The organism is Pseudomonas sp. GW821-FHT09H03 (genome assembly GCF_059415945.1).
On sequence record NZ_JBWKOF010000009.1, the window covers coordinates 10,687 to 31,199 of the forward strand.

Annotated in this window: 30 protein-coding genes; all 30 read left to right on the forward strand. The window is 55.1% G+C overall.

Features of this window, described 5'->3' with window-relative positions; genetic code table 11:
- The first annotated feature begins 5 nt into the window (after positions 1–5).
- The 30 genes from rpoC to rpsK all read left to right on the forward strand — a co-directional run bounded on the left by rpoC (position 6) and on the right by rpsK (position 20,509).
- Complete coding sequence (rpoC, locus tag AC07OG_RS14330; RefSeq protein ID WP_060541896.1) at positions 6–4,205, forward strand: DNA-directed RNA polymerase subunit beta'; 4,200 nt, start codon at positions 6–8, stop codon at positions 4,203–4,205.
- A gap of 216 nt (positions 4,206–4,421) precedes the next feature.
- The gene (gene rpsL, locus AC07OG_RS14335; RefSeq protein ID WP_002555494.1) at positions 4,422–4,793 is read left to right on the forward strand and encodes a 30S ribosomal protein S12; all 372 of its coding nucleotides are present in this window, start codon (positions 4,422–4,424) and stop codon (positions 4,791–4,793) included.
- Positions 4,794–4,911: 118 nt separating this feature from the next.
- Positions 4,912–5,382 (forward strand): 30S ribosomal protein S7, encoded by a 471-nt coding sequence (gene rpsG, locus AC07OG_RS14340; protein ID WP_002555493.1) that lies wholly within the window; start codon positions 4,912–4,914, stop codon positions 5,380–5,382.
- Positions 5,383–5,412: 30 nt separating this feature from the next.
- Entirely contained in the window at positions 5,413–7,518 is a 2,106-nt protein-coding gene (gene fusA, locus AC07OG_RS14345) for an elongation factor G (RefSeq protein ID WP_060541895.1), read from the forward strand.
- A 31-nt stretch (positions 7,519–7,549) separates the two neighbouring features.
- Complete coding sequence (gene tuf, locus AC07OG_RS14350; RefSeq protein WP_060541894.1) at positions 7,550–8,743, forward strand: elongation factor Tu; 1,194 nt, start codon at positions 7,550–7,552, stop codon at positions 8,741–8,743.
- Positions 8,744–8,901: 158 nt separating this feature from the next.
- Positions 8,902–9,213 carry a 30S ribosomal protein S10 gene (gene rpsJ, locus AC07OG_RS14355; protein ID WP_003186070.1) on the forward strand — a complete coding sequence of 104 codons (312 nt, stop codon included), beginning with the start codon at positions 8,902–8,904 and terminating at the stop codon, positions 9,211–9,213.
- An 80-nt stretch (positions 9,214–9,293) separates the two neighbouring features.
- A complete protein-coding gene (gene rplC / locus AC07OG_RS14360; RefSeq protein WP_003186059.1) occupies positions 9,294–9,929 on the forward strand; it encodes a 50S ribosomal protein L3 in 636 nt (211 codons plus the stop codon).
- A 12-nt stretch (positions 9,930–9,941) separates the two neighbouring features.
- Positions 9,942–10,544: a 50S ribosomal protein L4 gene (rplD, locus tag AC07OG_RS14365; RefSeq protein ID WP_003228735.1), complete on the forward strand. Its 603-nt coding sequence runs from the start codon at positions 9,942–9,944 to the stop codon at positions 10,542–10,544.
- Positions 10,541–10,840, forward strand: a complete 300-nt coding sequence (rplW, locus tag AC07OG_RS14370; RefSeq protein WP_002555488.1) for a 50S ribosomal protein L23 — start codon at positions 10,541–10,543, stop codon at positions 10,838–10,840. The genes rplD and rplW overlap by 4 nt, the downstream gene beginning before the upstream one ends.
- A 14-nt stretch (positions 10,841–10,854) precedes the next feature.
- On the forward strand, positions 10,855–11,679 hold the full coding sequence (gene rplB / locus AC07OG_RS14375; RefSeq protein ID WP_060541893.1) for a 50S ribosomal protein L2: 825 nt from the start codon (positions 10,855–10,857) through the stop codon (positions 11,677–11,679).
- 16 nt (positions 11,680–11,695) lie between these two features.
- Complete coding sequence (rpsS, locus tag AC07OG_RS14380; protein WP_002555486.1) at positions 11,696–11,971, forward strand: 30S ribosomal protein S19; 276 nt, start codon at positions 11,696–11,698, stop codon at positions 11,969–11,971.
- An 11-nt stretch (positions 11,972–11,982) separates the two neighbouring features.
- A complete protein-coding gene (gene rplV, locus AC07OG_RS14385) occupies positions 11,983–12,315 on the forward strand; it encodes a 50S ribosomal protein L22 (RefSeq protein WP_003103908.1) in 333 nt (110 codons plus the stop codon).
- 13 nt (positions 12,316–12,328) lie between these two features.
- Positions 12,329–13,015 (forward strand): 30S ribosomal protein S3, encoded by a 687-nt coding sequence (gene rpsC, locus AC07OG_RS14390; protein WP_007970424.1) that lies wholly within the window; start codon positions 12,329–12,331, stop codon positions 13,013–13,015.
- Positions 13,016–13,027: 12 nt separating this feature from the next.
- Positions 13,028–13,441 carry a 50S ribosomal protein L16 gene (rplP, locus tag AC07OG_RS14395; protein WP_019409905.1) on the forward strand — a complete coding sequence of 138 codons (414 nt, stop codon included), beginning with the start codon at positions 13,028–13,030 and terminating at the stop codon, positions 13,439–13,441.
- Positions 13,441–13,632, forward strand: coding sequence for a 50S ribosomal protein L29 (gene rpmC, locus AC07OG_RS14400; RefSeq protein WP_002555481.1), 192 nt, complete (start codon positions 13,441–13,443; stop codon positions 13,630–13,632). The genes rplP and rpmC overlap by 1 nt, the downstream gene beginning before the upstream one ends.
- A gap of 2 nt (positions 13,633–13,634) precedes the next feature.
- Positions 13,635–13,901, forward strand: coding sequence for a 30S ribosomal protein S17 (gene rpsQ / locus AC07OG_RS14405; protein ID WP_003176419.1), 267 nt, complete (start codon positions 13,635–13,637; stop codon positions 13,899–13,901).
- A gap of 23 nt (positions 13,902–13,924) precedes the next feature.
- Positions 13,925–14,293 carry a 50S ribosomal protein L14 gene (gene rplN, locus AC07OG_RS14410; RefSeq protein WP_002555479.1) on the forward strand — a complete coding sequence of 123 codons (369 nt, stop codon included), beginning with the start codon at positions 13,925–13,927 and terminating at the stop codon, positions 14,291–14,293.
- Between the two features lie 11 nt (positions 14,294–14,304).
- The gene (gene rplX, locus AC07OG_RS14415) at positions 14,305–14,619 is read left to right on the forward strand and encodes a 50S ribosomal protein L24 (protein WP_003176416.1); all 315 of its coding nucleotides are present in this window, start codon (positions 14,305–14,307) and stop codon (positions 14,617–14,619) included.
- 22 nt (positions 14,620–14,641) lie between these two features.
- Positions 14,642–15,181 (forward strand): 50S ribosomal protein L5, encoded by a 540-nt coding sequence (gene rplE / locus AC07OG_RS14420; RefSeq protein WP_003210069.1) that lies wholly within the window; start codon positions 14,642–14,644, stop codon positions 15,179–15,181.
- 13 nt (positions 15,182–15,194) lie between these two features.
- Positions 15,195–15,500: a 30S ribosomal protein S14 gene (rpsN, locus tag AC07OG_RS14425; RefSeq protein ID WP_003176414.1), complete on the forward strand. Its 306-nt coding sequence runs from the start codon at positions 15,195–15,197 to the stop codon at positions 15,498–15,500.
- 209 nt (positions 15,501–15,709) lie between these two features.
- The gene (gene rpsH / locus AC07OG_RS14430) at positions 15,710–16,102 is read left to right on the forward strand and encodes a 30S ribosomal protein S8 (RefSeq protein WP_008065722.1); all 393 of its coding nucleotides are present in this window, start codon (positions 15,710–15,712) and stop codon (positions 16,100–16,102) included.
- A 12-nt stretch (positions 16,103–16,114) separates the two neighbouring features.
- Positions 16,115–16,648 (forward strand): 50S ribosomal protein L6, encoded by a 534-nt coding sequence (gene rplF / locus AC07OG_RS14435; protein ID WP_003176412.1) that lies wholly within the window; start codon positions 16,115–16,117, stop codon positions 16,646–16,648.
- 10 nt (positions 16,649–16,658) lie between these two features.
- Positions 16,659–17,009, forward strand: coding sequence for a 50S ribosomal protein L18 (rplR, locus tag AC07OG_RS14440; protein WP_053162831.1), 351 nt, complete (start codon positions 16,659–16,661; stop codon positions 17,007–17,009).
- A gap of 3 nt (positions 17,010–17,012) precedes the next feature.
- Entirely contained in the window at positions 17,013–17,513 is a 501-nt protein-coding gene (gene rpsE, locus AC07OG_RS14445) for a 30S ribosomal protein S5 (RefSeq protein ID WP_003186035.1), read from the forward strand.
- Between the two features lie 2 nt (positions 17,514–17,515).
- Positions 17,516–17,692 (forward strand): 50S ribosomal protein L30, encoded by a 177-nt coding sequence (gene rpmD, locus AC07OG_RS14450; protein ID WP_003176408.1) that lies wholly within the window; start codon positions 17,516–17,518, stop codon positions 17,690–17,692.
- 3 nt (positions 17,693–17,695) lie between these two features.
- Positions 17,696–18,133 (forward strand): 50S ribosomal protein L15, encoded by a 438-nt coding sequence (gene rplO / locus AC07OG_RS14455; RefSeq protein WP_003228720.1) that lies wholly within the window; start codon positions 17,696–17,698, stop codon positions 18,131–18,133.
- Complete coding sequence (gene secY, locus AC07OG_RS14460; RefSeq protein WP_007943780.1) at positions 18,134–19,462, forward strand: preprotein translocase subunit SecY; 1,329 nt, start codon at positions 18,134–18,136, stop codon at positions 19,460–19,462. It abuts the gene before it with no gap.
- 24 nt (positions 19,463–19,486) lie between these two features.
- Entirely contained in the window at positions 19,487–19,603 is a 117-nt protein-coding gene (rpmJ, locus tag AC07OG_RS14465) for a 50S ribosomal protein L36 (protein WP_002555468.1), read from the forward strand.
- 129 nt (positions 19,604–19,732) lie between these two features.
- Positions 19,733–20,089 carry a 30S ribosomal protein S13 gene (gene rpsM / locus AC07OG_RS14470; RefSeq protein ID WP_009045849.1) on the forward strand — a complete coding sequence of 119 codons (357 nt, stop codon included), beginning with the start codon at positions 19,733–19,735 and terminating at the stop codon, positions 20,087–20,089.
- Between the two features lie 30 nt (positions 20,090–20,119).
- The gene (rpsK, locus tag AC07OG_RS14475) at positions 20,120–20,509 is read left to right on the forward strand and encodes a 30S ribosomal protein S11 (protein ID WP_002555466.1); all 390 of its coding nucleotides are present in this window, start codon (positions 20,120–20,122) and stop codon (positions 20,507–20,509) included.
- The last annotated feature ends 4 nt before the right edge of the window (positions 20,510–20,513 follow it).

Genomic DNA, 20,513 nt, shown 5'->3' on the forward strand with positions numbered 1-20,513 from the left:
AGGCCTTGAAAGACCTACTGAATTTGCTGAAAAACCAGGGTCAAGTCGAAGAGTTCGACGCCATCCGTATTGGGTTGGCATCGCCTGAGATGATCCGTTCGTGGTCGTTCGGTGAAGTTAAAAAGCCGGAAACCATCAACTACCGTACGTTCAAACCTGAGCGTGACGGCCTGTTCTGCGCCAAGATCTTTGGCCCGGTAAAGGATTACGAGTGCCTGTGCGGTAAGTACAAGCGCTTGAAGCACCGTGGTGTGATCTGCGAGAAGTGCGGCGTTGAAGTCGCGCTGGCCAAAGTTCGTCGTGAGCGCATGGCGCACATCGAACTGGCCTCGCCAGTTGCCCACATCTGGTTCCTGAAATCGCTGCCGTCGCGTATCGGCTTGCTGATGGACATGACCCTGCGTGATATCGAGCGTGTTCTCTACTTCGAGAGCTATGTCGTTATCGATCCAGGCATGACCACCCTTGAAAAAGGTCAGCTGCTGAACGACGAGCAGTACTTCGAAGCGCTGGAAGAGTTCGGTGATGACTTCGACGCCCGCATGGGTGCTGAAGCTGTCCGTGAACTGCTGCACGCTATCGACCTGGAACACGAGATTGGCCGTCTGCGTGAAGAGATTCCGCAAACCAACTCCGAAACCAAGATCAAGAAGCTGTCCAAGCGTCTGAAGTTGATGGAAGCCTTCCAGGGTTCCGGCAACCTGCCAGAGTGGATGGTGCTGACCGTTCTGCCGGTTCTGCCGCCAGATCTGCGTCCACTGGTCCCGCTGGATGGCGGTCGCTTCGCGACTTCCGACCTCAACGATCTGTATCGTCGAGTGATCAACCGTAACAACCGTTTGAAGCGCCTGCTGGATCTGTCCGCTCCGGACATCATCGTGCGCAACGAAAAGCGTATGTTGCAGGAAGCCGTCGACGCACTGCTCGACAACGGTCGTCGTGGCCGCGCTATCACCGGTTCCAACAAGCGTCCTCTGAAATCCCTGGCTGACATGATCAAGGGTAAGCAAGGTCGTTTCCGTCAGAACTTGCTCGGTAAGCGTGTTGACTACTCCGGTCGTTCGGTAATTACCGTAGGTCCAACCCTGCGTCTGCACCAGTGCGGTCTGCCGAAGAAAATGGCTCTCGAGCTGTTCAAGCCGTTCATTTTCGGCAAGCTGGAAATGCGTGGTCTCGCGACCACCATCAAAGCAGCCAAGAAGATGGTCGAGCGCGAGCTGCCGGAAGTTTGGGACGTTCTCGCTGAAGTGATTCGCGAACACCCGGTTCTTCTCAACCGTGCACCGACCCTTCACCGTCTGGGTATCCAGGCGTTTGAACCGGTACTGATCGAAGGTAAGGCTATCCAGCTGCACCCTCTGGTCTGCGCCGCGTACAACGCCGACTTCGACGGCGACCAAATGGCCGTGCACGTACCGCTGACGCTGGAAGCCCAGCTCGAAGCGCGTGCGTTGATGATGTCGACCAACAACATTCTGTCGCCAGCCAACGGTGAGCCAATCATCGTTCCGTCGCAGGACGTTGTATTGGGTCTGTACTACATGACTCGTGAAGCGATCAACGCCAAGGGCGAAGGTCGTGTGTTCGCGGATCTGCAGGAAGTTGACCGTGTGTTCCGTGCCGGCGAAGCCGCACTGCACGCCAAGGTCAAAGTGCGGATCAACGAAACCGTCAACGACCGTGACGGTGGCAGCGTGAGCGGCACTCGTATCGTCGACACTACTGTCGGCCGTGCGTTGCTGTATCAGGTTGTGCCAAAAGGTCTGTCGTACGACGTCGTCAACCTGCCAATGAAGAAAAAGGCGATCTCCAAGCTGATCAACCAGTGCTACCGCGTGGTTGGTTTGAAAGAGACCGTGATCTTCGCTGACCAGTTGATGTACACCGGTTTCGCTTACTCGACCATTTCCGGCGTTTCCATCGGTGTTAACGACTTCGTTATCCCGGATGAAAAAGCCCGCATCATCGGTGCTGCCACCGACGAAGTGAAAGAGATCGAAAGTCAGTACGCCTCCGGCCTGGTAACCCAGGGCGAGAAGTACAACAAAGTGATCGACCTTTGGTCGAAAGCGAACGACGAAGTCTCCAAGGCGATGATGGCCAACCTCTCGAAAGAGAAAGTCATCGACCGTCATGGCGTCGAAGTCGACCAGGAATCCTTCAACTCGATGTACATGATGGCTGACTCTGGTGCGCGGGGTTCCGCAGCACAGATTCGTCAGCTGGCCGGTATGCGTGGCCTGATGGCCAAGCCGGACGGTTCCATCATTGAAACGCCGATTACTGCGAACTTCCGTGAAGGTTTGAGCGTACTTCAGTACTTCATCTCTACTCACGGTGCTCGTAAGGGTCTGGCGGATACCGCGTTGAAAACTGCGAACTCCGGTTACCTGACTCGTCGTCTGGTAGACGTGGCGCAAGATCTGGTTGTAACCGAGATCGATTGCGGCACCGAACACGGTCTGTTGATGACACCGCACATTGAAGGCGGTGACGTTGTAGAGCCGTTGGGTGAACGCGTATTGGGTCGTGTTATCGCCCGTGACGTATTCAAGCCAGGTACCGAGGACATCATCGTTCCTGCTGGCACCCTGGTAGACGAGAAGTGGGTCGAGTTCATCGAACTCAACAGCATCGACGAAGTGATTGTTCGCTCGCCGATCAGCTGCGAAACCCGCTACGGCATTTGCGCCAAGTGCTACGGCCGTGACTTGGCTCGCGGTCACCAGGTGAACATCGGTGAAGCTGTCGGCGTAATCGCTGCACAGTCGATCGGTGAGCCGGGTACCCAGCTGACGATGCGTACGTTCCACATCGGTGGTGCGGCAAGCCGGACCTCCGCAGCCGACAGCGTTCAGGTGAAGAATGGCGGCACCGTCCGTCTGCACAATTTGAAGCACGTTGAGCGAGTGGATGGTCACCTGGTTGCTGTGTCCCGTTCCGGTGAGCTGGCCATCGCTGATGACTTCGGTCGTGAGCGCGAGCGTTACAAGCTGCCGTACGGTGCCGTGATTTCGGTTAAAGAAGGTGACAAGGTCGACGCTGGCGCAATCGTGGCCAAGTGGGATCCGCACACTCACCCGATCGTTACCGAAATGAAAGGTACCGTGACCTACGTGGGCATGGAAGAAGGCATCACGATCAAGCGTCAGACTGACGAATTGACCGGTATGACCAACATTGAAGTACTCGACGCCAAAGATCGTCCAGCTGCTGGCAAGGACATCCGTCCTGCCGTGAAGATGGTCGACGACAACGGCAAGGATCTGTTGCTGCCAGGCACTGACGTTATCGCTCAGTACTTCCTGCCAGCCAACGCCCTGGTCGGTGTAGCGGACGGTGCGAAGATCGCGATCGGTGATGTTATCGCTCGTATCCCGCAAGAAACTTCGAAGACCCGTGACATCACCGGTGGTCTGCCGCGTGTTGCCGACTTGTTCGAAGCTCGTCGTCCGAAAGAAGCGTCGATTCTGGCTGAAGTCAGCGGCACCATCGCGTTCGGTAAAGAGACCAAAGGCAAGCGCCGTCTGGTTATCACCCCGAACGACGGTAGTGATCCGTACGAAGAGCTGATTCCGAAGTGGCGTCACCTGAACGTGTTCGAAGGCGAACAGGTAAACCGCGGCGAAGTTATCTCCGACGGTCCAAGCGATCCACACGACATCCTGCGTCTGCTGGGTGTGAGTGCGCTGGCCAAGTATATCGTCAACGAGATCCAGGACGTTTACCGTCTGCAAGGCGTGAAGATCAACGACAAGCACATCGAGACCATCCTGCGTCAGATGCTGCGTAAAGTTGAAATCGCTGAATCCGGCGATTCCAGTTTCATCAAGGGCGACCAGATGGAATTGACTCACGTTCTGGTAGAGAACGAGCGTCTGAGCGGCGAAGACAAGTTTGTCTCCAAGTTCACTCGCGTTCTGCTGGGTATCACCAAGGCGTCGTTGTCCACCGAATCGTTCATCTCGGCGGCTTCCTTCCAGGAAACCACTCGTGTACTGACCGAAGCGGCGGTAACCGGCAAGCGCGACTACCTGCGCGGCCTGAAAGAAAACGTGGTCGTGGGTCGTCTGATCCCGGCTGGTACCGGCCTGGCTTATCACAGCGAGCGTAAGCGTCGTCGTGATGCAGACAAACCGTTGCGCGTAAGCGCCAGTGAAGTGGAAGCTGCACTGACCGAAGCGCTGAACTCGAGCGGTAACTGAGTTCTGCGGTAAATGAGCGTGGGGCCCCGGTCGCACCGTTCATCGAATCGAGACAATTTGTCGAGGTTGGATGAGCGGGGAGGTCGGGGCCTTGCCTTGACTGGGGACAAGATCCTCTTTAGACTCTTGTACCCCTAAATTTGGCGGGAATTCGTTCCTGCCATTTTGCTTTTCTTGCAAGACAATAGCGTCGCAAGACAACAGTGGAGCTAGTAGATGGCAACTATCAACCAGCTGGTACGTCAGCCGCGTAAGCGTATCGTCGAGAAATCCGACGTGCCTGCGCTGCAGAACTGCCCGCAACGCCGTGGCGTGTGCACCCGTGTGTACACCACCACGCCGAAAAAACCTAACTCGGCACTGCGTAAAGTATGCCGTGTGCGCCTGACCAACGGTTTCGAGGTTTCCTCGTACATCGGCGGTGAAGGCCACAACCTGCAAGAGCACAGCGTGGTACTGATCCGCGGCGGTCGTGTAAAAGACTTGCCAGGTGTTCGTTACCACACCGTACGCGGTTCTCTGGATACTTCCGGCGTTAAAGGTCGTAACCAGGGTCGTTCGAAGTACGGTACCAAGAAGCCTAAGTAGTAGCGGCTTTTTGTAAAAACTGATTTTCTATTTTTCTGAGTCGATAAGAGTAAGGTCGGAGGCGTCCCGCAAGGGCACCGATTCCGAGCGAACCTGAAGACCGTTTGAGGGCTTATCCATGCCAAGAAGACGCGTAGCAGCCAAGCGCGAAGTGCTTGACGATCCAAAATACGGAAGCCAAATCCTGGCCAAGTTCATGAACCACGTGATGGAAAGCGGCAAGAAAGCCGTTGCCGAGCGTATCGTTTATGGCGCGCTGGAAAAGGTTAAAGAACGCAAGAACAGCGACCCCCTGGAAATCTTCGAGAAAGCTCTCGACGCCATCGCTCCGCTGGTCGAAGTAAAGTCGCGCCGTGTAGGCGGTGCTACTTACCAGGTTCCGGTTGAAGTTCGTCCGTCCCGTCGTAACGCTCTGGCAATGCGCTGGTTGGTAGACTTCGCCCGCAAGCGCGGCGAGAAGTCTATGGCTCTGCGTTTGGCTGGCGAACTGCTGGACGCCGCCGAAGGTAAAGGTGCTGCAGTTAAGAAGCGTGAAGACGTGCACCGTATGGCTGAAGCCAACAAGGCTTTCTCGCACTACCGCTTCTAATTTTAGCGTCACTAATTTTGCGAGGGCTTTATGGCTCGTACTACACCGATTAACCGCTACCGTAACATTGGTATCGTTGCTCACGTGGATGCTGGTAAAACCACCACCACCGAGCGCGTCCTTTTTTACACTGGCAAAAGCCACAAGATGGGCGAAGTGCATGATGGCGCTGCGACCACTGACTGGATGGTGCAGGAGCAGGAGCGTGGTATTACCATTACTTCTGCTGCCATTACCGCCTTCTGGCAGGGTTCCGCCAAGCAGCACAAAGACCAATACCGCTTCAACGTCATCGATACCCCGGGCCACGTAGACTTCACCATTGAAGTTGAACGTTCCCTGCGTGTACTCGACGGCGCTGTCGTTGTGTTCTGTGGTACTTCCGGCGTTGAGCCGCAGTCCGAAACCGTATGGCGTCAAGCCAACAAGTACGGCGTTCCACGTATTGTTTACGTGAACAAGATGGACCGTGCCGGTGCTAACTTCCTGCGCGTGATCGCTCAGATCAAGCAGCGTCTGGGCCACACTCCAGTGCCAATCCAGTTGGCTATCGGTTCCGAAGACAACTTCCAGGGTCAGATCGATCTGATGACCATGGAAGCGGTTTACTGGAACGATGCTGACAAGGGCATGACTCCACGTCGCGAAGCTATCCCTGCTGAACTGCAGGAACTGGCTGAAGAGTGGCGCAGCAACATGGTTGAGGCTGCTGCCGAAGCCAGCGAAGAGCTGATGAACAAGTACCTGGAAGGTGAAGAACTCACCATCGAGGAAATCAAGGCCGCTCTGCGTCAGCGTACTATCGCTGGCGAAATCGTCCTGGCTGTTTGCGGTTCTTCCTTCAAGAACAAGGGCGTTCCCCTGGTTCTCGACGCCGTTATCGACTACCTGCCGGCTCCTGTCGACATTCCTGCTATCAAGGGTTCCAACCCTGATAACGAGGAAGAAGAAATGGAGCGTCACGCGGACGACAACGAGCCGTTCTCGGCTCTGGCGTTCAAGATCGCTACCGACCCATTCGTGGGTACCTTGACCTTCGTCCGCGTTTACTCGGGCGTATTGGCCTCCGGCGACGGCGTGATCAACTCGGTTAAAGGCAAGAAAGAGCGCGTGGGTCGTATGGTGCAAATGCACGCAAACGCCCGTGAAGAGATCAAGGAAGTACGCGCTGGCGACATCGCGGCCCTGATCGGCATGAAGGACGTCACCACTGGTGAAACCCTCTGCAACGCTGACAAGCCAATCATCCTGGTTCGCATGGACTTCCCGGAGCCGGTTATCTCGGTTGCCGTAGAGCCTAAGACCAAGGATGACCAGGAAAAAATGGGTATCGCTCTGGGCAAGCTTGCTCAGGAAGACCCGTCTTTCCGCGTCAAGACTGATGAAGAGACTGGTCAAACGATCATCTCTGGCATGGGCGAGCTGCACCTGGACATCCTGGTTGACCGGATGCGCCGTGAGTTCAACGTCGAAGCCAACATCGGTAAGCCTCAGGTTTCGTATCGTGAGCGCATCACGAAGAACTGCGAAATCGAAGGCAAGTTCGTTCGTCAGTCCGGCGGTCGTGGCCAGTTCGGCCATTGCTGGATCCGTTTTGCTCCTGCTGACGAAGGTCAGGAAGGTCTGCAATTCGTGAACGAAGTAGTGGGTGGTGTGGTTCCTAAGGAATACATCCCGGCTATCCAGAAGGGTATCGAAGAGCAGATGAAGAACGGCGTTGTTGCCGGCTATCCGCTGATCGGCCTGAAGGCTACCGTGTTTGATGGTTCCTACCACGACGTCGACTCGAACGAGATGGCGTTTAAGGTGGCTGCTTCCATGGCGACCAAGCAACTGGCCCAGAAGGGCGGTGGTGAGCTGCTTGAGCCGATCATGGCGGTAGAGGTTGTTACGCCTGAAGACTATATGGGTGACGTGATGGGCGACCTTAACCGTCGTCGCGGCATGATTCTGGGTATGGAAGATACGGTTTCCGGTAAGGTTATCCGTGCTGAAGTTCCGTTGGGCGAGATGTTCGGTTATGCGACCGACGTTCGTTCGATGTCCCAGGGTCGCGCAAGCTACTCTATGGAATTCAAAAAATACAATACAGCTCCGTCGCACATCGTCGAAACTGTTACCAAAAAACAAGGCTGATTCAGCCCCTTTAGGCTAGGAGTTAATTGTCGTGGCTAAAGAAAAATTTGATCGTTCCCTTCCGCACGTCAACGTTGGCACCATCGGTCACGTTGACCACGGTAAAACCACTCTGACCGCTGCTCTGACTCGCGTCTGCTCCGAAGTTTTCGGTTCGGCTCGTGTTGACTTCGACAAGATCGACAGCGCACCAGAAGAAAAAGCTCGCGGTATCACCATCAACACCGCGCACGTTGAGTACAACTCGAAGATCCGTCACTACGCTCACGTTGACTGCCCAGGTCACGCTGACTATGTGAAGAACATGATCACCGGTGCTGCTCAAATGGACGGCGCTATCCTGGTTTGCTCGGCCGCTGATGGTCCGATGCCACAAACCCGTGAGCACATCCTGCTGTCCCGTCAGGTAGGCGTTCCGTACATCGTGGTTTTCCTGAACAAGGCCGACCTGGTAGACGACGCTGAGCTGCTGGAACTGGTTGAGATGGAAGTTCGCGACCTGCTGTCCACCTACGACTTCCCGGGCGATGACACTCCAATCATCATCGGTTCGGCTCGTATGGCTCTGGAAGGCCTGGACGACAACGAGATGGGCACCACTGCCGTCAAGAAGCTGGTTGAAACTCTGGACAGCTACATCCCAGAGCCAGAGCGCGCTATCGACAAGCCGTTCCTGATGCCAATCGAAGACGTGTTCTCGATCTCCGGTCGCGGTACCGTTGTTACCGGTCGTATCGAGCGTGGCGTTGTAAACGTTCAAGACCCACTGGAAATCGTTGGTCTGCGTGACACCACCACCACCACCTGCACCGGTGTTGAAATGTTCCGCAAGCTGCTCGACCAAGGTCGTGCTGGCGAGAACTGCGGCGTTCTGCTGCGTGGTACCAAGCGTGACGACGTTGAGCGTGGCCAGGTTCTGGTTAAGCCAGGTTCGGTTAAGCCGCACACCAAGTTCACCGCAGAAGTTTACGTTCTGAGCAAGGAAGAAGGCGGTCGTCACACTCCGTTCTTCAAAGGCTACCGTCCACAGTTCTACTTCCGTACTACTGACGTGACTGGTAACTGCGAGCTGCCAGAAGGCGTTGAAATGGTAATGCCAGGTGACAACATTCAGATGACTGTTACCCTGATCAAAACCATCGCAATGGAAGACGGTCTGCGCTTCGCTATCCGTGAAGGCGGCCGTACCGTTGGTGCTGGCGTTGTAGCTAAAATCATCGAGTAATCTCTTCACCGAGATAGCTTTGATGTTTTGAAAAGGCCCCCGCTCAGCGGGGGCCTTTTTTATTGGGTTGACACCCATCTGGGGCGTCTATAGAATTGCGCCTCCTTTTAACGGGCGTATTGCGCCCGGTGGGAATAGCAGCCGGAGTCTGAAATCCAATGCAAAATCAGCAAATCCGTATCAGGTTGAAGGCTTTCGACCATCGCCTGATCGACCAATCAACCCAGGAAATCGTGGAAACCGCGAAACGTACTGGTGCTCAAGTGCGTGGTCCAATTCCACTGCCTACCCGTAAAGAGCGGTTCACCGTTCTGGTCTCCCCGCACGTCAACAAAGACGCGCGTGACCAGTACGAGATCCGTACTCATAAGCGCGTTCTGGACATCGTCCAGCCAACGGATAAAACCGTTGATGCTCTTATGAAGCTTGATCTTGCGGCCGGTGTGGAAGTGCAGATCAGCCTCGGCTAAGACTCGGTCTTAGTCGTGTAACGCTCTGAAATGGGCGGCCATAGCGGGTGAAAGCCCCGTACACTCATGAGGTTTACAACATGACTATTGGTGTAGTCGGTCGTAAATGCGGTATGACCCGTATTTTCACCGAAGAAGGTGTCTCCATTCCGGTCACGGTCATTGAGATCGAGCCGAATCGCGTCACCCAGTTCAAAACTGAAGAGACCGATGGCTATCGTGCAGTGCAAGTCACTGTCGGCGAGCGTCGTGCTTCGCGTGTAACAGCAGCTCAGGCTGGCCACTTCGCTAAAGCGAACGTTGCCGCTGGTCGTACCGTAATGGAATTCCGCCTTGAAGAAGGCGAGTACCAGGCCGGCGATCTGATCAACGCTGAAATCTTCGCCGCTGGTCAACTGGTTGATGTAACCGGTCAGTCCAAGGGTAAAGGCTTCCAGGGTACGATCAAGCGTTGGAATTTCCGCGGGCAAGATAACACCCACGGTAACTCCGTATCCCACCGCGTTCCAGGCTCTATCGGCCAGTGCCAGACTCCTGGTCGTGTATTCAAGGGCAAAAAAATGTCCGGTCATATGGGCGCTGAGCGCGTGACCGTGCAGTCCCTCGAAGTAGTGCGCGTGGACGCTGAACGCAATCTGTTGTTGGTCAAGGGCGCTGTTCCTGGCGCTACTGGCGGCAACTTGGTTGTACGTCCAGCAGCCAAGGCTCGCGGTTAAGGGGAAGCTGACATGCAATTAAATGTAAATGACGCTCAAGCGATCGAAGTTTCCGAACTGACATTTGGCGGCGAATTCAACGAGACGCTGGTTCACCAAGCAGTCGTAGCCTACATGGCTGGCGGTCGTCAGGGTTCCAAGCAGCAAAAGACCCGTTCCGACGTTCGTGGTGGCGGTAAGCGCCCATGGCGTCAGAAAGGTACTGGCCGTGCTCGTGCCGGTACTATCCGTAGCCCAATCTGGCGTGGCGGCGGTACCACTTTCGCAGCTCGTCCTCAGGATCACTCCCAGAAGCTGAACAAGAAGATGTATCGCGCAGCAATGCGTTCCATCCTTGCTGAGCTGGTGCGTACTGATCGTCTGGTCGTGGTTCAGGATTTCGCCGTTGAAACGCCGAAAACCAAAGACCTGCTGGGCAAGCTGAACAACATGAGCCTGACCGACGTTCTGATCGTGTCCGACGCTGTTGATCAGAACCTGTACCTGGCTGCTCGTAACCTGCCACACGTTGATGTACGTGACGTGCAAGGTTCCGATCCAGTTAGTCTGATCGCATACGACAAGGTGTTGATCACCGTGTCGGCCGTGAAGAAATTCGAGGAGCTGCTGGGATGAACCAGGAACGCGTATTTAAAGTTCTGCTTGGCCCGCACGTTTCCGAGAAGGCTACGGTTCTGGCAGACAAGAAAGGCCAGTTCGTTTTCAAGGTTGCAACTGACGCAACCAAGCTGGAAATCAAGAAGGCCGTCGAAAGCCTGTTCAGCGTGAAAGTTGAGCGTGTTACTACCCTGAACGTTCTGGGTAAGAGCAAGCGCACAGCTCGCGGTCTGGGCAAGCGTAATGACTGGAAGAAGGCAGTTATCTCCCTTCAGCCAGGCCAAGATCTCGATTTCAGCAGCAGTGCTGAGTAAGGAAGGGGTGCATCATGGCAATCGTTAAATGCAAACCGACTTCCCCTGGCCGCCGTTTTGTGGTCAAGGTGGTCAACAAGGAGCTGCATAAAGGCGCTCCTCACGCACCGCTGCTCGAGAAAAAATCGAAGTCTGGTGGTCGTAACAACAATGGCCGTATTACCACTCGTCACATCGGTGGTGGTCATAAGCAGCATTACCGTATGGTCGACTTCCGTCGCAACGACAAAGATGGCATCTCCGCCACTGTCGAGCGCATTGAATACGATCCAAACCGTACTGCTCACATCGCACTGCTGTGCTACGCAGACGGCGAGCGCCGCTACATCATCGCCCCTAAAGGCGTGAGTGCTGGCGACCAGCTGATCGCAGGTGCTCTGGCTCCAATCAAGCCAGGCAACTCCCTGCAACTGCGCAACATTCCAGTGGGTAGCACGATTCACGGTATCGAATTGAAGCCGGGTAAAGGCGCTCAGATCGCTCGTTCCGCTGGTGCTTCGGCTCAGCTGATCGCTCGTGAAGGCGTATACGTGACCCTGCGTCTGCGTTCCGGTGAAATGCGTAAAGTCCTGGCTGAATGCCGTGCGACCCTGGGCGAAGTCTCGAACTCCGAGCACAGCCTGCGTTCGCTGGGTAAAGCTGGTGCCAAACGCTGGCGTGGCGTTCGCCCAACCGTTCGTGGTGTTGCCATGAACCCGGTTGACCACCCACATGGTGGTGGTGAAGGTCGTACCTCTGGTGGTCGTCATCCGGTATCGCCATGGGGCTTCCCGACTAAGGGCGCGAAGACTCGTGGTAATAAGCGTACCGACAAAATGATCGTCCGTCGTCGCAAGTAAATAGAGGGATACGACAGTGCCACGTTCTCTGAAAAAAGGTCCTTTTATCGATCTTCACCTACTGAAGAAGATCGAAGTGGCGGCGGAAAAGAACGATCGCAAACCGGTGAAAACCTGGTCGCGTCGTTCGATGATCCTGCCACAAATGGTCGGTCTGACCATCGCAGTACACAACGGTCGTCAGCACGTCCCAGTTCTCGTGAACGAAGACATGGTCGGCCACAAACTGGGCGAGTTCGCCGGTACCCGCACTTATCGCGGGCACGTGGCAGACAAGAAAGCCAAGCGTTAAGGGGTTAGGAAATGGAAGTAGCCGCTAAGTTGTCGGGCGCTCGAATCTCCGCCCAGAAAGCCCGCTTGGTCGCCGACCAGATCCGCGGGAAGAAGGTGGGCGAAGCGCTCAACCTGTTGGCTTTCAGCAGTAAGAAAGCCGCCGAGATCATGAAGAAAGTGCTGGAGTCGGCCGTAGCCAACGCCGAGCATAACGAAGGCGCAGACGTTGATGACCTGAAGGTCAGCACTGTTTTCGTCAACGAAGGGCGTTCGCTGAAGCGCATCATGCCACGTGCCAAAGGCCGTGCTGATCGCATCGTCAAGCGGTCTTGCCATATCACTGTCAAGGTTGCTGACAAGTAACGGAGTCGAAGAGATGGGTCAGAAAGTACATCCCATTGGCATTCGCCTGGGAATCGTCAAGGAGCACACCTCCGTCTGGTACGCAGACGGTCGGACTTATGCGGACTATTTGCTCGCAGATCTGAATGTGCGTGAGTACCTCCAAGACAAACTAAAAAGCGCGTCCGTAAGCCGTATCGATATCCATCGTCCGGCCCAAACTGCACGCATCACCATCCACACCGCTCGTCCTGGTATCGTTATCGGGAAGAAAGGTGAAGATGTTGAGAAACTGCGTCAGGACCTGACCAAGCAAATGGGTGTGCCTGTGCACATCAATATCGAAGAGATCCGCAAGCCGGAGCTCGACGGTATGCTGGTTGCGCAGAGCGTAGCTCAGCAGCTGGAGCGTCGCGTAATGTTCCGTCGCGCTATGAAGCGCGCTGTACAGAACGCCATGCGCATTGGTGCCAAAGGCATCAAAATCCAAGTGAGCGGTCGTCTCGGCGGTGCTGAAATCGCACGTACTGAATGGTATCGCGAAGGTCGTGTGCCACTGCACACCCTGCGTGCCGACATCGACTATGCCAACTACGAAGCTCACACCACTTACGGTGTGATCGGTGTAAAGGTTTGGATCTTCAAAGGCGAAGTAATTGGTGGTCGCCAAGAAGAACTGAAACCACAAGCACCAGCGCCTCGTAAAAAAGCTGCTAAGTAAGGGGTACGCCAAATGTTGCAACCAAAGCGTACGAAGTTCCGCAAGCAGATGACCGGCCACAACCGTGGTCTGGCACTGCGCGGTAGCAAAGTCAGCTTCGGCGAATATGCGCTGAAGTCTGTTGCTCGTGGTCGTCTCACCGCTCGTCAGATCGAGTCAGCGCGTCGTGCTCTGACCCGTCACGTTAAGCGTGGCGGCAAGATCTGGATCCGTGTATTCCCGGACAAGCCGATCTCCAAGAAGCCTCTCGAGGTTCGTATGGGTAAAGGTAAGGGTAACGTGGAATACTGGGTTGCCCAGATTCAGCCAGGCAAAGTCCTGTATGAAATCGAGGGTGTTTCTGAAGAGCTGGCGCGTGAGGCTTTCGCCCTGGCTGCTGCAAAGCTGCCGCTCGCCACCTCCTTTGTTAAACGGACGGTGATGTGATGAAAGCGAATGAACTTCGTGAAAAATCCGCACAGCAGCTGAACGAGCAACTGCTCGGCTTGCTGCGCGACCAGTTCAATCTGCGTATGCAGAAAGCAACTGGCCAGTTGGGGCAGTCTCATCTGCTCTCGCAAGTTAAGCGTGACATCGCTCGCGTGAAGACTGTGCTCAACCAGCAGGCAGGTAAGTAATCATGGCTGAAGCCGAAAAAACTGTCCGTACGCTGACTGGCCGTGTTGTCAGCGACAAGATGGACAAAACCATCACCGTTCTGATCGAGCGTCGCGTTAAGCACCCGATCTACGGTAAATACGTTAAGCGTTCGACTAAGCTGCACGCGCACGACGAAACCAATCAGTGCCACATCGGCGACAAAGTCACTATTCGTGAAACTCGTCCTTTGGCCAAGACCAAGTCTTGGGCGCTGGTTGATGTTCTCGAACGCGCTGTGGAAGTCTAAGGACTAGGGGTCGGAGAAATTATATGATTCAGACTCAATCCATGCTCGATGTGGCCGATAACAGCGGCGCTCGCCGCGTTATGTGCATCAAGGTGCTGGGTGGCTCCCATCGTCGTTACGCTGGTATCGGTGACATCATCAAGGTTACCGTCAAGGAAGCAATTCCTCGCGGTAAAGTGAAAAAAGGCCAAGTGATGACTGCTGTTGTAGTCCGCACTCGTCACGGCGTACGTCGTGCTGATGGCTCCATTATCCGCTTTGATGGCAACGCTGCTGTTCTTCTGAACAACAAGCAAGAGCCGATCGGCACCCGTATCTTTGGGCCAGTGACCCGTGAACTTCGTACTGAGAAGTTCATGAAGATCGTCTCGCTCGCCCCAGAAGTGCTGTAAGGAGATCCGACATGCAAAAGATTCGTCGTGACGACGAGATCATCGTGATCGCCGGCAAAGACAAAGGTAAGCGCGGTAAGGTGCTTAAGGTTCTCGCTAACAACCGTTTGGTTATTGGTGGTCTGAACCTGGTCAAGCGTCATACCAAGCCTAACCCGATGTCGGGCGTGCAGGGCGGTATCGTCGAAAAAGAAGCTCCGCTGGATGCTTCTAACGTCGCCATTTTCAACGGCGAAACCAACAAGGCTGACCGCGTTGGTTTCAAAGTAGAAGACGGCAAGAAAATTCGTGTCTTCAAGTCGACCCAAAAAGCGGTTGATGCTTGAACACTGCTAGGTAGATGAGACCATGGCACGACTAAAAGAGATTTACCGGAAGGAAATTGCTCCGAAACTTAAGGAAGAACTTAAGCTTTCGAACGTGATGGAAGTTCCGCGCGTTACCAAAATCACCCTGAACATGGGTCTGGGCGAAGCGATCGGCGACAAAAAAGTCATCGAGCACGCTGTTGCTGACCTGGAAAAGATCACCGGCCAGAAAGTCGTTGTGACCTACGCTCGCAAATCCATCGCTGGCTTTAAAGTCCGTGAAGGTTGGCCGATCGGCGTCAAAGTGACCCTGCGCCGTGAGCGTATGTACGAGTTCCTGGATCGTCTGCTGTCGATCTCCCTGCCTCGGGTTCGCGACTTCCGCGGCCTGAATGCCAAGTCCTTCGATGGTCGTGGCAACTACAGCATGGGCGTGAAAGAGCAGATCATCTTCCCGGAAATCGACTACGACAAGATCGATGCTCTCCGCGGTCTGGACATCACCCTGACCACCACTGCCAAGAACGATGATGAAGGCCGCGCTCTGCTGCGTGCGTTCAAATTCCCGTTCCGCAACTGATTGGAGTAGGACCATGGCCAAGATGAGCATGAAAAACCGCGAGCTGAAGCGTCAGCTCACGGTTGCCAAGTACGCCAAGAAGCGTGCAGCACTGAAAGCTATCATCGTTGATCTGAACGCAAGTCCAGAAGCGCGTTGGGAAGCTACAGTAGCTCTGCAGAAGCAGCCACGTGACGCAAGCGCTTCGCGCATGCGTAACCGCTGCCGCCTGACCGGTCGTCCACACGGCGTTTACCGCAAGTTCGGCCTCGGCCGTAACAAACTGCGTGAAGCGGCAATGCGTGGTGACGTACCAGGTCTGGTTAAAGCCAGCTGGTAAGTACTTTCAGAGTCTCGGTGCGAAGGTTCGCAAGAACCTGACCACCGGTGGCCTTGAATCTGGATCAAGCCCCTTTTGGGGCTTGATTCATTTCCGGGGTGTGTCTAGAATACCCGGCTCGCCTGAGCCCGTGTTTTTCATGACCGGAGATTCTCGGCGACACGTAATAGCCGCAAGGCTAATTTTTTTGTATTAGGAGCGTCTAGCCCATGAGTATGCAGGACCCGTTAGCGGACATGCTAACTCGTATCCGTAATGCCCAGATGGCTGAAAAGTCCGTCGTAAGCATGCCATCTTCCACGTTGAAGGTAGCTGTTGCCAAAGTCCTGAAGGACGAAGGTTACATTGCGGGTTATCAGATCAGCAGCGAAACAAAACCACTGCTGTCCATCGAGCTGAAGTACTTCGAAGGCCGTCCGGTTATCGAAGAAGTGAAGCGCGTTAGCCGTCCAGGCCTGCGTCAGTACAAGTCCGTCGATGATCTGCCAAAAGTTCGTGGCGGTCTCGGTGTGTCTATCGTCTCCACCAACAAAGGTGTGATGACTGATCGTGCTGCGCGCGCTGCCGGTGTCGGCGGCGAAGTTCTTTGCACTGTGTTCTAAGGGGGGATAAGCATGTCTCGCGTCGCTAAGAACCCCGTTAAGCTGCCAGCCGGTGTCGAAGTAAAATTCGCAGGCCAACAGCTTTCGGTGAAGGGTGCCAAGGGCACTCTCGAACTGAACATCCATTCGTCCGTTGAGATCGTTGAAGAAGCCGGTGAGCTGCGTTTTGCTGCTCGCAATGGCGATCAACAGACTCGCGCAATGGCTGGTACCACTCGTGCGTTGGTTAACAACATGGTCCAAGGCGTAAGCCAAGGCTTCGAGCGCAAGCTCCAGCTGGTCGGTGTTGGTTACAAAGCGCAAGCAAAAGGCACAGTGCTGAACCTGGCTCTTGGCTTCTCGCACCCAGTGGATTACGAACTGCCGGAAGGCATCACCGCTGAGACTCCTAGCCAGACCGATATCCTGATCAAGGGCATCGACAAGCAGCTGGTAGGTCAAGTGGCCGCCGAGATCCGCGACTTCCGTCCACCAGAGCCGTACAAAGGCAAAGGTGTGCGCTACGCGGACGAAGTCGTCCGTCGTAAAGAAGCCAAGAAGAAGTAGGGCATAGCAAATGACCGACAAAAAAGTTACTCGACTGCGTCGCGCTCGCAAAGCACGCCTGAAAATGCACGAACTCGAAGTCGTGCGTCTCTGCGTGTTCCGCTCTTCGCAGCACATCTACGCCCAGGTCATTTCGGCCGACGGCAGCAAAGTCCTGGCAAGCGCCTCGACTTTGGATAAAGAACTGCGTGATGGTGCCACTGGCAACATCGACGCGGCCACTAAGGTTGGCCAGCTGGTCGCTACGCGTGCTAAGGCCGCTGGCGTCTCGCAGGTGGCTTTCGACCGCTCTGGCTTCAAGTACCACGGCCGCGTTAAAGCGCTGGCTGATGCTGCTCGTGAAGCTGGGCTGGAGTTCTAAGTTATGTCAAATAACGACCAAAAGCGCGACGAAGGCTACATCGAGAAGCTGGTTCAAGTTAACCGCGTAGCCAAAACCGTTAAAGGCGGCCGTATCTTCACTTTCACCGCGTTGACCGTGGTTGGTGATGGTAAGGGCCGTGTTGGCTTCGGCCGTGGCAAGTCGCGTGAAGTGCCTGCTGCGATCCAGAAGGCAATGGAAGCTGCTCGCCGCAACATGATCCAGGTTGATCTGAACGGCACCACTCTGCAGTACGCAATGAAGTCCGCTCACGGCGCTTCGAAGGTGTACATGCAGCCTGCTTCTGAAGGTACCGGTATCATCGCTGGCGGCGCTATGCGTGCCGTTCTCGAAGTTGCTGGCGTTCAGAACGTTCTGGCCAAGTGCTACGGCTCGACTAACCCGGTAAACGTGGTTCACGCCACTTTCAAGGGTTTGAAAGCAATGCAGTCTCCTGAATCCATTGCCGCCAAGCGTGGCAAAAGCGTCAAGGAGATCTTCTGATCATGGCTACCGTTAAAGTAACGCTGATCAAAAGCATGACCGGCCGCATCCCTAACCACAAACTGTGCGTTAAGGGTCTGGGTCTGCGTCGCATCGGTCACACTGTAGAAGTCCAGGATACTCCCGAGAATCGCGGGATGATCAACAAGGCTTACTACATGCTGCGTGTCGAGGGTTAATCGATGAAACTCAATGATCTGAGTCCAGCGCCGGGTTCCCGTCGCGAAAAGCATCGTCCGGGCCGTGGTATCGGTAGTGGTTTGGGTAAGACTGGTGGCCGTGGTCACAAAGGTCAGACCTCCCGCTCCGGTGGCACCATTGCTCCAGGCTTTGAAGGCGGTCAACAGCCGCTGCATCGTCGCCTGCCGAAGTTCGGTTTCGTTTCCCTGAAAGCCATGGACCGCGCAGAAGTGCGTCTGTCCGAGCTGGCTAAAGTGGAAGGCGACATCGTCACCGTGCAGTCTCTGAAAGATGCCAACGTGATCAACGTCAACGTTCAGCGTGTGAAAATCATGCTGTCCGGCGAAGTGACTCGCGCTGTTACCATCGGAAAGGGAATCGGCGCCACCAAAGGTGCGCGTGCGGCTATCGAAGCAGCTGGCGGCAAGTTCGAGGAATAAATGGCTAAGCAAGGTGCTCTCTCTGCGCTCGGCAAAGGCGGTATGTCTGAACTCTGGGCTCGTCTGCGTTTTCTGTTCCTGGCGATTATCGTCTACCGAATAGGCGCACACATCCCGGTTCCAGGTATCAACCCGGACCGACTCGCGGACCTGTTTCGACAGAATGAGGGGACCATTCTTAGCTTGTTCAACATGTTTTCCGGCGGCGCGCTGGAGCGGATGAGCATCTTTGCACTGGGGATCATGCCGTACATTTCGGCATCGATCATCATGCAGCTGATGACCGCCGTCAGCCCGCAGCTGGAGCAGTTGAAGAAGGAAGGTGAAGCTGGCCGTCGCAAGATTAGCCAGTACACCCGCTACCTCACTGTCGCTCTTGCTCTTGTCCAGGCTATTGGCATGTCCATTGGTCTGGCGGGGCAGGGCGTTTCGTTCACTGGTGACTTTAGCTTCCATTTCGTCGCGGTAACCACTTTTGTGGCTGGTGCGATGTTCATGATGTGGCTGGGTGAGCAGATTACTGAGCGTGGTGTTGGCAACGGTATCTCGATGTTGATTTTTTCGGGTATCGTCGCCGGTCTTCCGAGAGCGATCGGGCAGTCTTTCGAGTCTGCTCGTCAGGGTGATATCAACATCTTCGCCCTGGTTGCCATCGGTTTGCTGGCAGTAGCGATCATCGGTTTCGTGGTGTTCATTGAGCGTGGTCAGCGTCGTATCGCTGTTCACTACGCCAAGCGTCAGCAGGGCCGCAAGGTCTTCGCTGCGCAGACTAGCCACTTGCCGCTGAAAGTGAACATGGCCGGTGTTATTCCGGCCATTTTCGCGAGCAGCATTTTGCTGTTCCCGGCTTCGCTGGGTGCCTGGTTCGGTCAGTCTGAAGGTATGGGCTGGTTGCAGGACATCTCGCAGTCGATCGCTCCTGGTCAGCCGTTGAATATTCTGCTGTTTAGTGCAGGGATTATTTTCTTCTGCTTCTTCTATACGGCGTTGATGTTCAATCCGAAAGACGTAGCGGAAAACCTGAAGAAGTCCGGTGCCTTTATTCCGGGCATCCGTCCAGGTGAGCAGTCGGCACGCTATATTGATGGCGTTCTGACCCGCTTGACCCTGTTCGGTGCTCTTTACATGACGGCCGTCTGCCTGTTGCCCCAGTTCCTGGTGGTTGCAGCCAACGTTCCGTTCTACCTTGGCGGGACCTCGTTGCTGATCGTCGTCGTGGTTGTGATGGACTTCATGTCCCAAGTACAATCGCACCTCGTTTCGCACCAGTACGAATCCCTGATGAAGAAAGCCAACCTGAAGGGTTACGGCAGCGGCATGCTGCGCTGACCCATAAGGTTCGAGGAGTTGGTGATGAAAGTTCGTGCATCGGTGAAAAAGCTGTGCCGTAACTGCAAGATTATTCGCCGCGAAGGTGTTGTTCGAGTAATTTGCAGCGCGGAACCGCGTCACAAACAGCGCCAAGGCTGAGTGTGATCTGCTTGAAGCCCGGTAGCTAGTGCGCTACCGGGTTGATTATTTGTTATTACAGCGATATTATCTCGCGCCCTATTTCTTGGCTTCCGGGGCGTAGGTAGCTGTCAATTGGAGTCCCACTGAATGGCCCGTATTGCAGGCGTTAACATTCCAGATAACAAGCACACTGTTATCTCGCTGACCTACATCTATGGTGTTGGTCGCACTACTGCGCAGAAAATTTGCGCAGAGACTGGGGTAAACCCAGCCGCAAAGATCAAAGATCTGAGCGACGAGCAGATTGAGCAGTTGCGTGGCGAAGTGGCGAAGTTCACCACTGAAGGTGACCTGCGTCGCGAAATCAACATGAAAATCAAGCGTTTGATGGACCTCGGTTGCTACCGTGGTCTGCGTCATCGTCGTGGTCTTCCAGTACGCGGTCAGCGTACCAAGACTAACGCGCGTACCCGTAAAGGTCCGCGTAAGCCGATCCGCAAGTAATCGCCCACGCGAATCGACAGGAAATTAATCATGGCAAAACCTGCTGCTCGTCCTCGTAAAAAAGTTAAAAAGACAGTGGTTGATGGCATCGCCCACATCCATGCTTCTTTTAACAACACCATCGTGACCATCACCGACCGTCAAGGTAACGCGCTTTCTTGGGCTACCTCCGGTGGTTCGGGTTTCCGCGGTTCCCGCAAGTCCACCCCGTTTGCTGCTCAAGTAGCTGCTGAACGTGCTGGTCAAGCTGCGCTGGAATATGGCCTGAAAAACCTCGACGTTAACGTCAAAGGTCCAGGTCCAGGTCGTGAGTCTGCTGTCCGTGCATTGAACGGCTGTGGCTATAAGATCGCCAGCATCACCGACGTGACGCCAATCCCGCACAACGGGTGCCGTCCGCCGAAGAAGCGCCGCGTGTAATCCA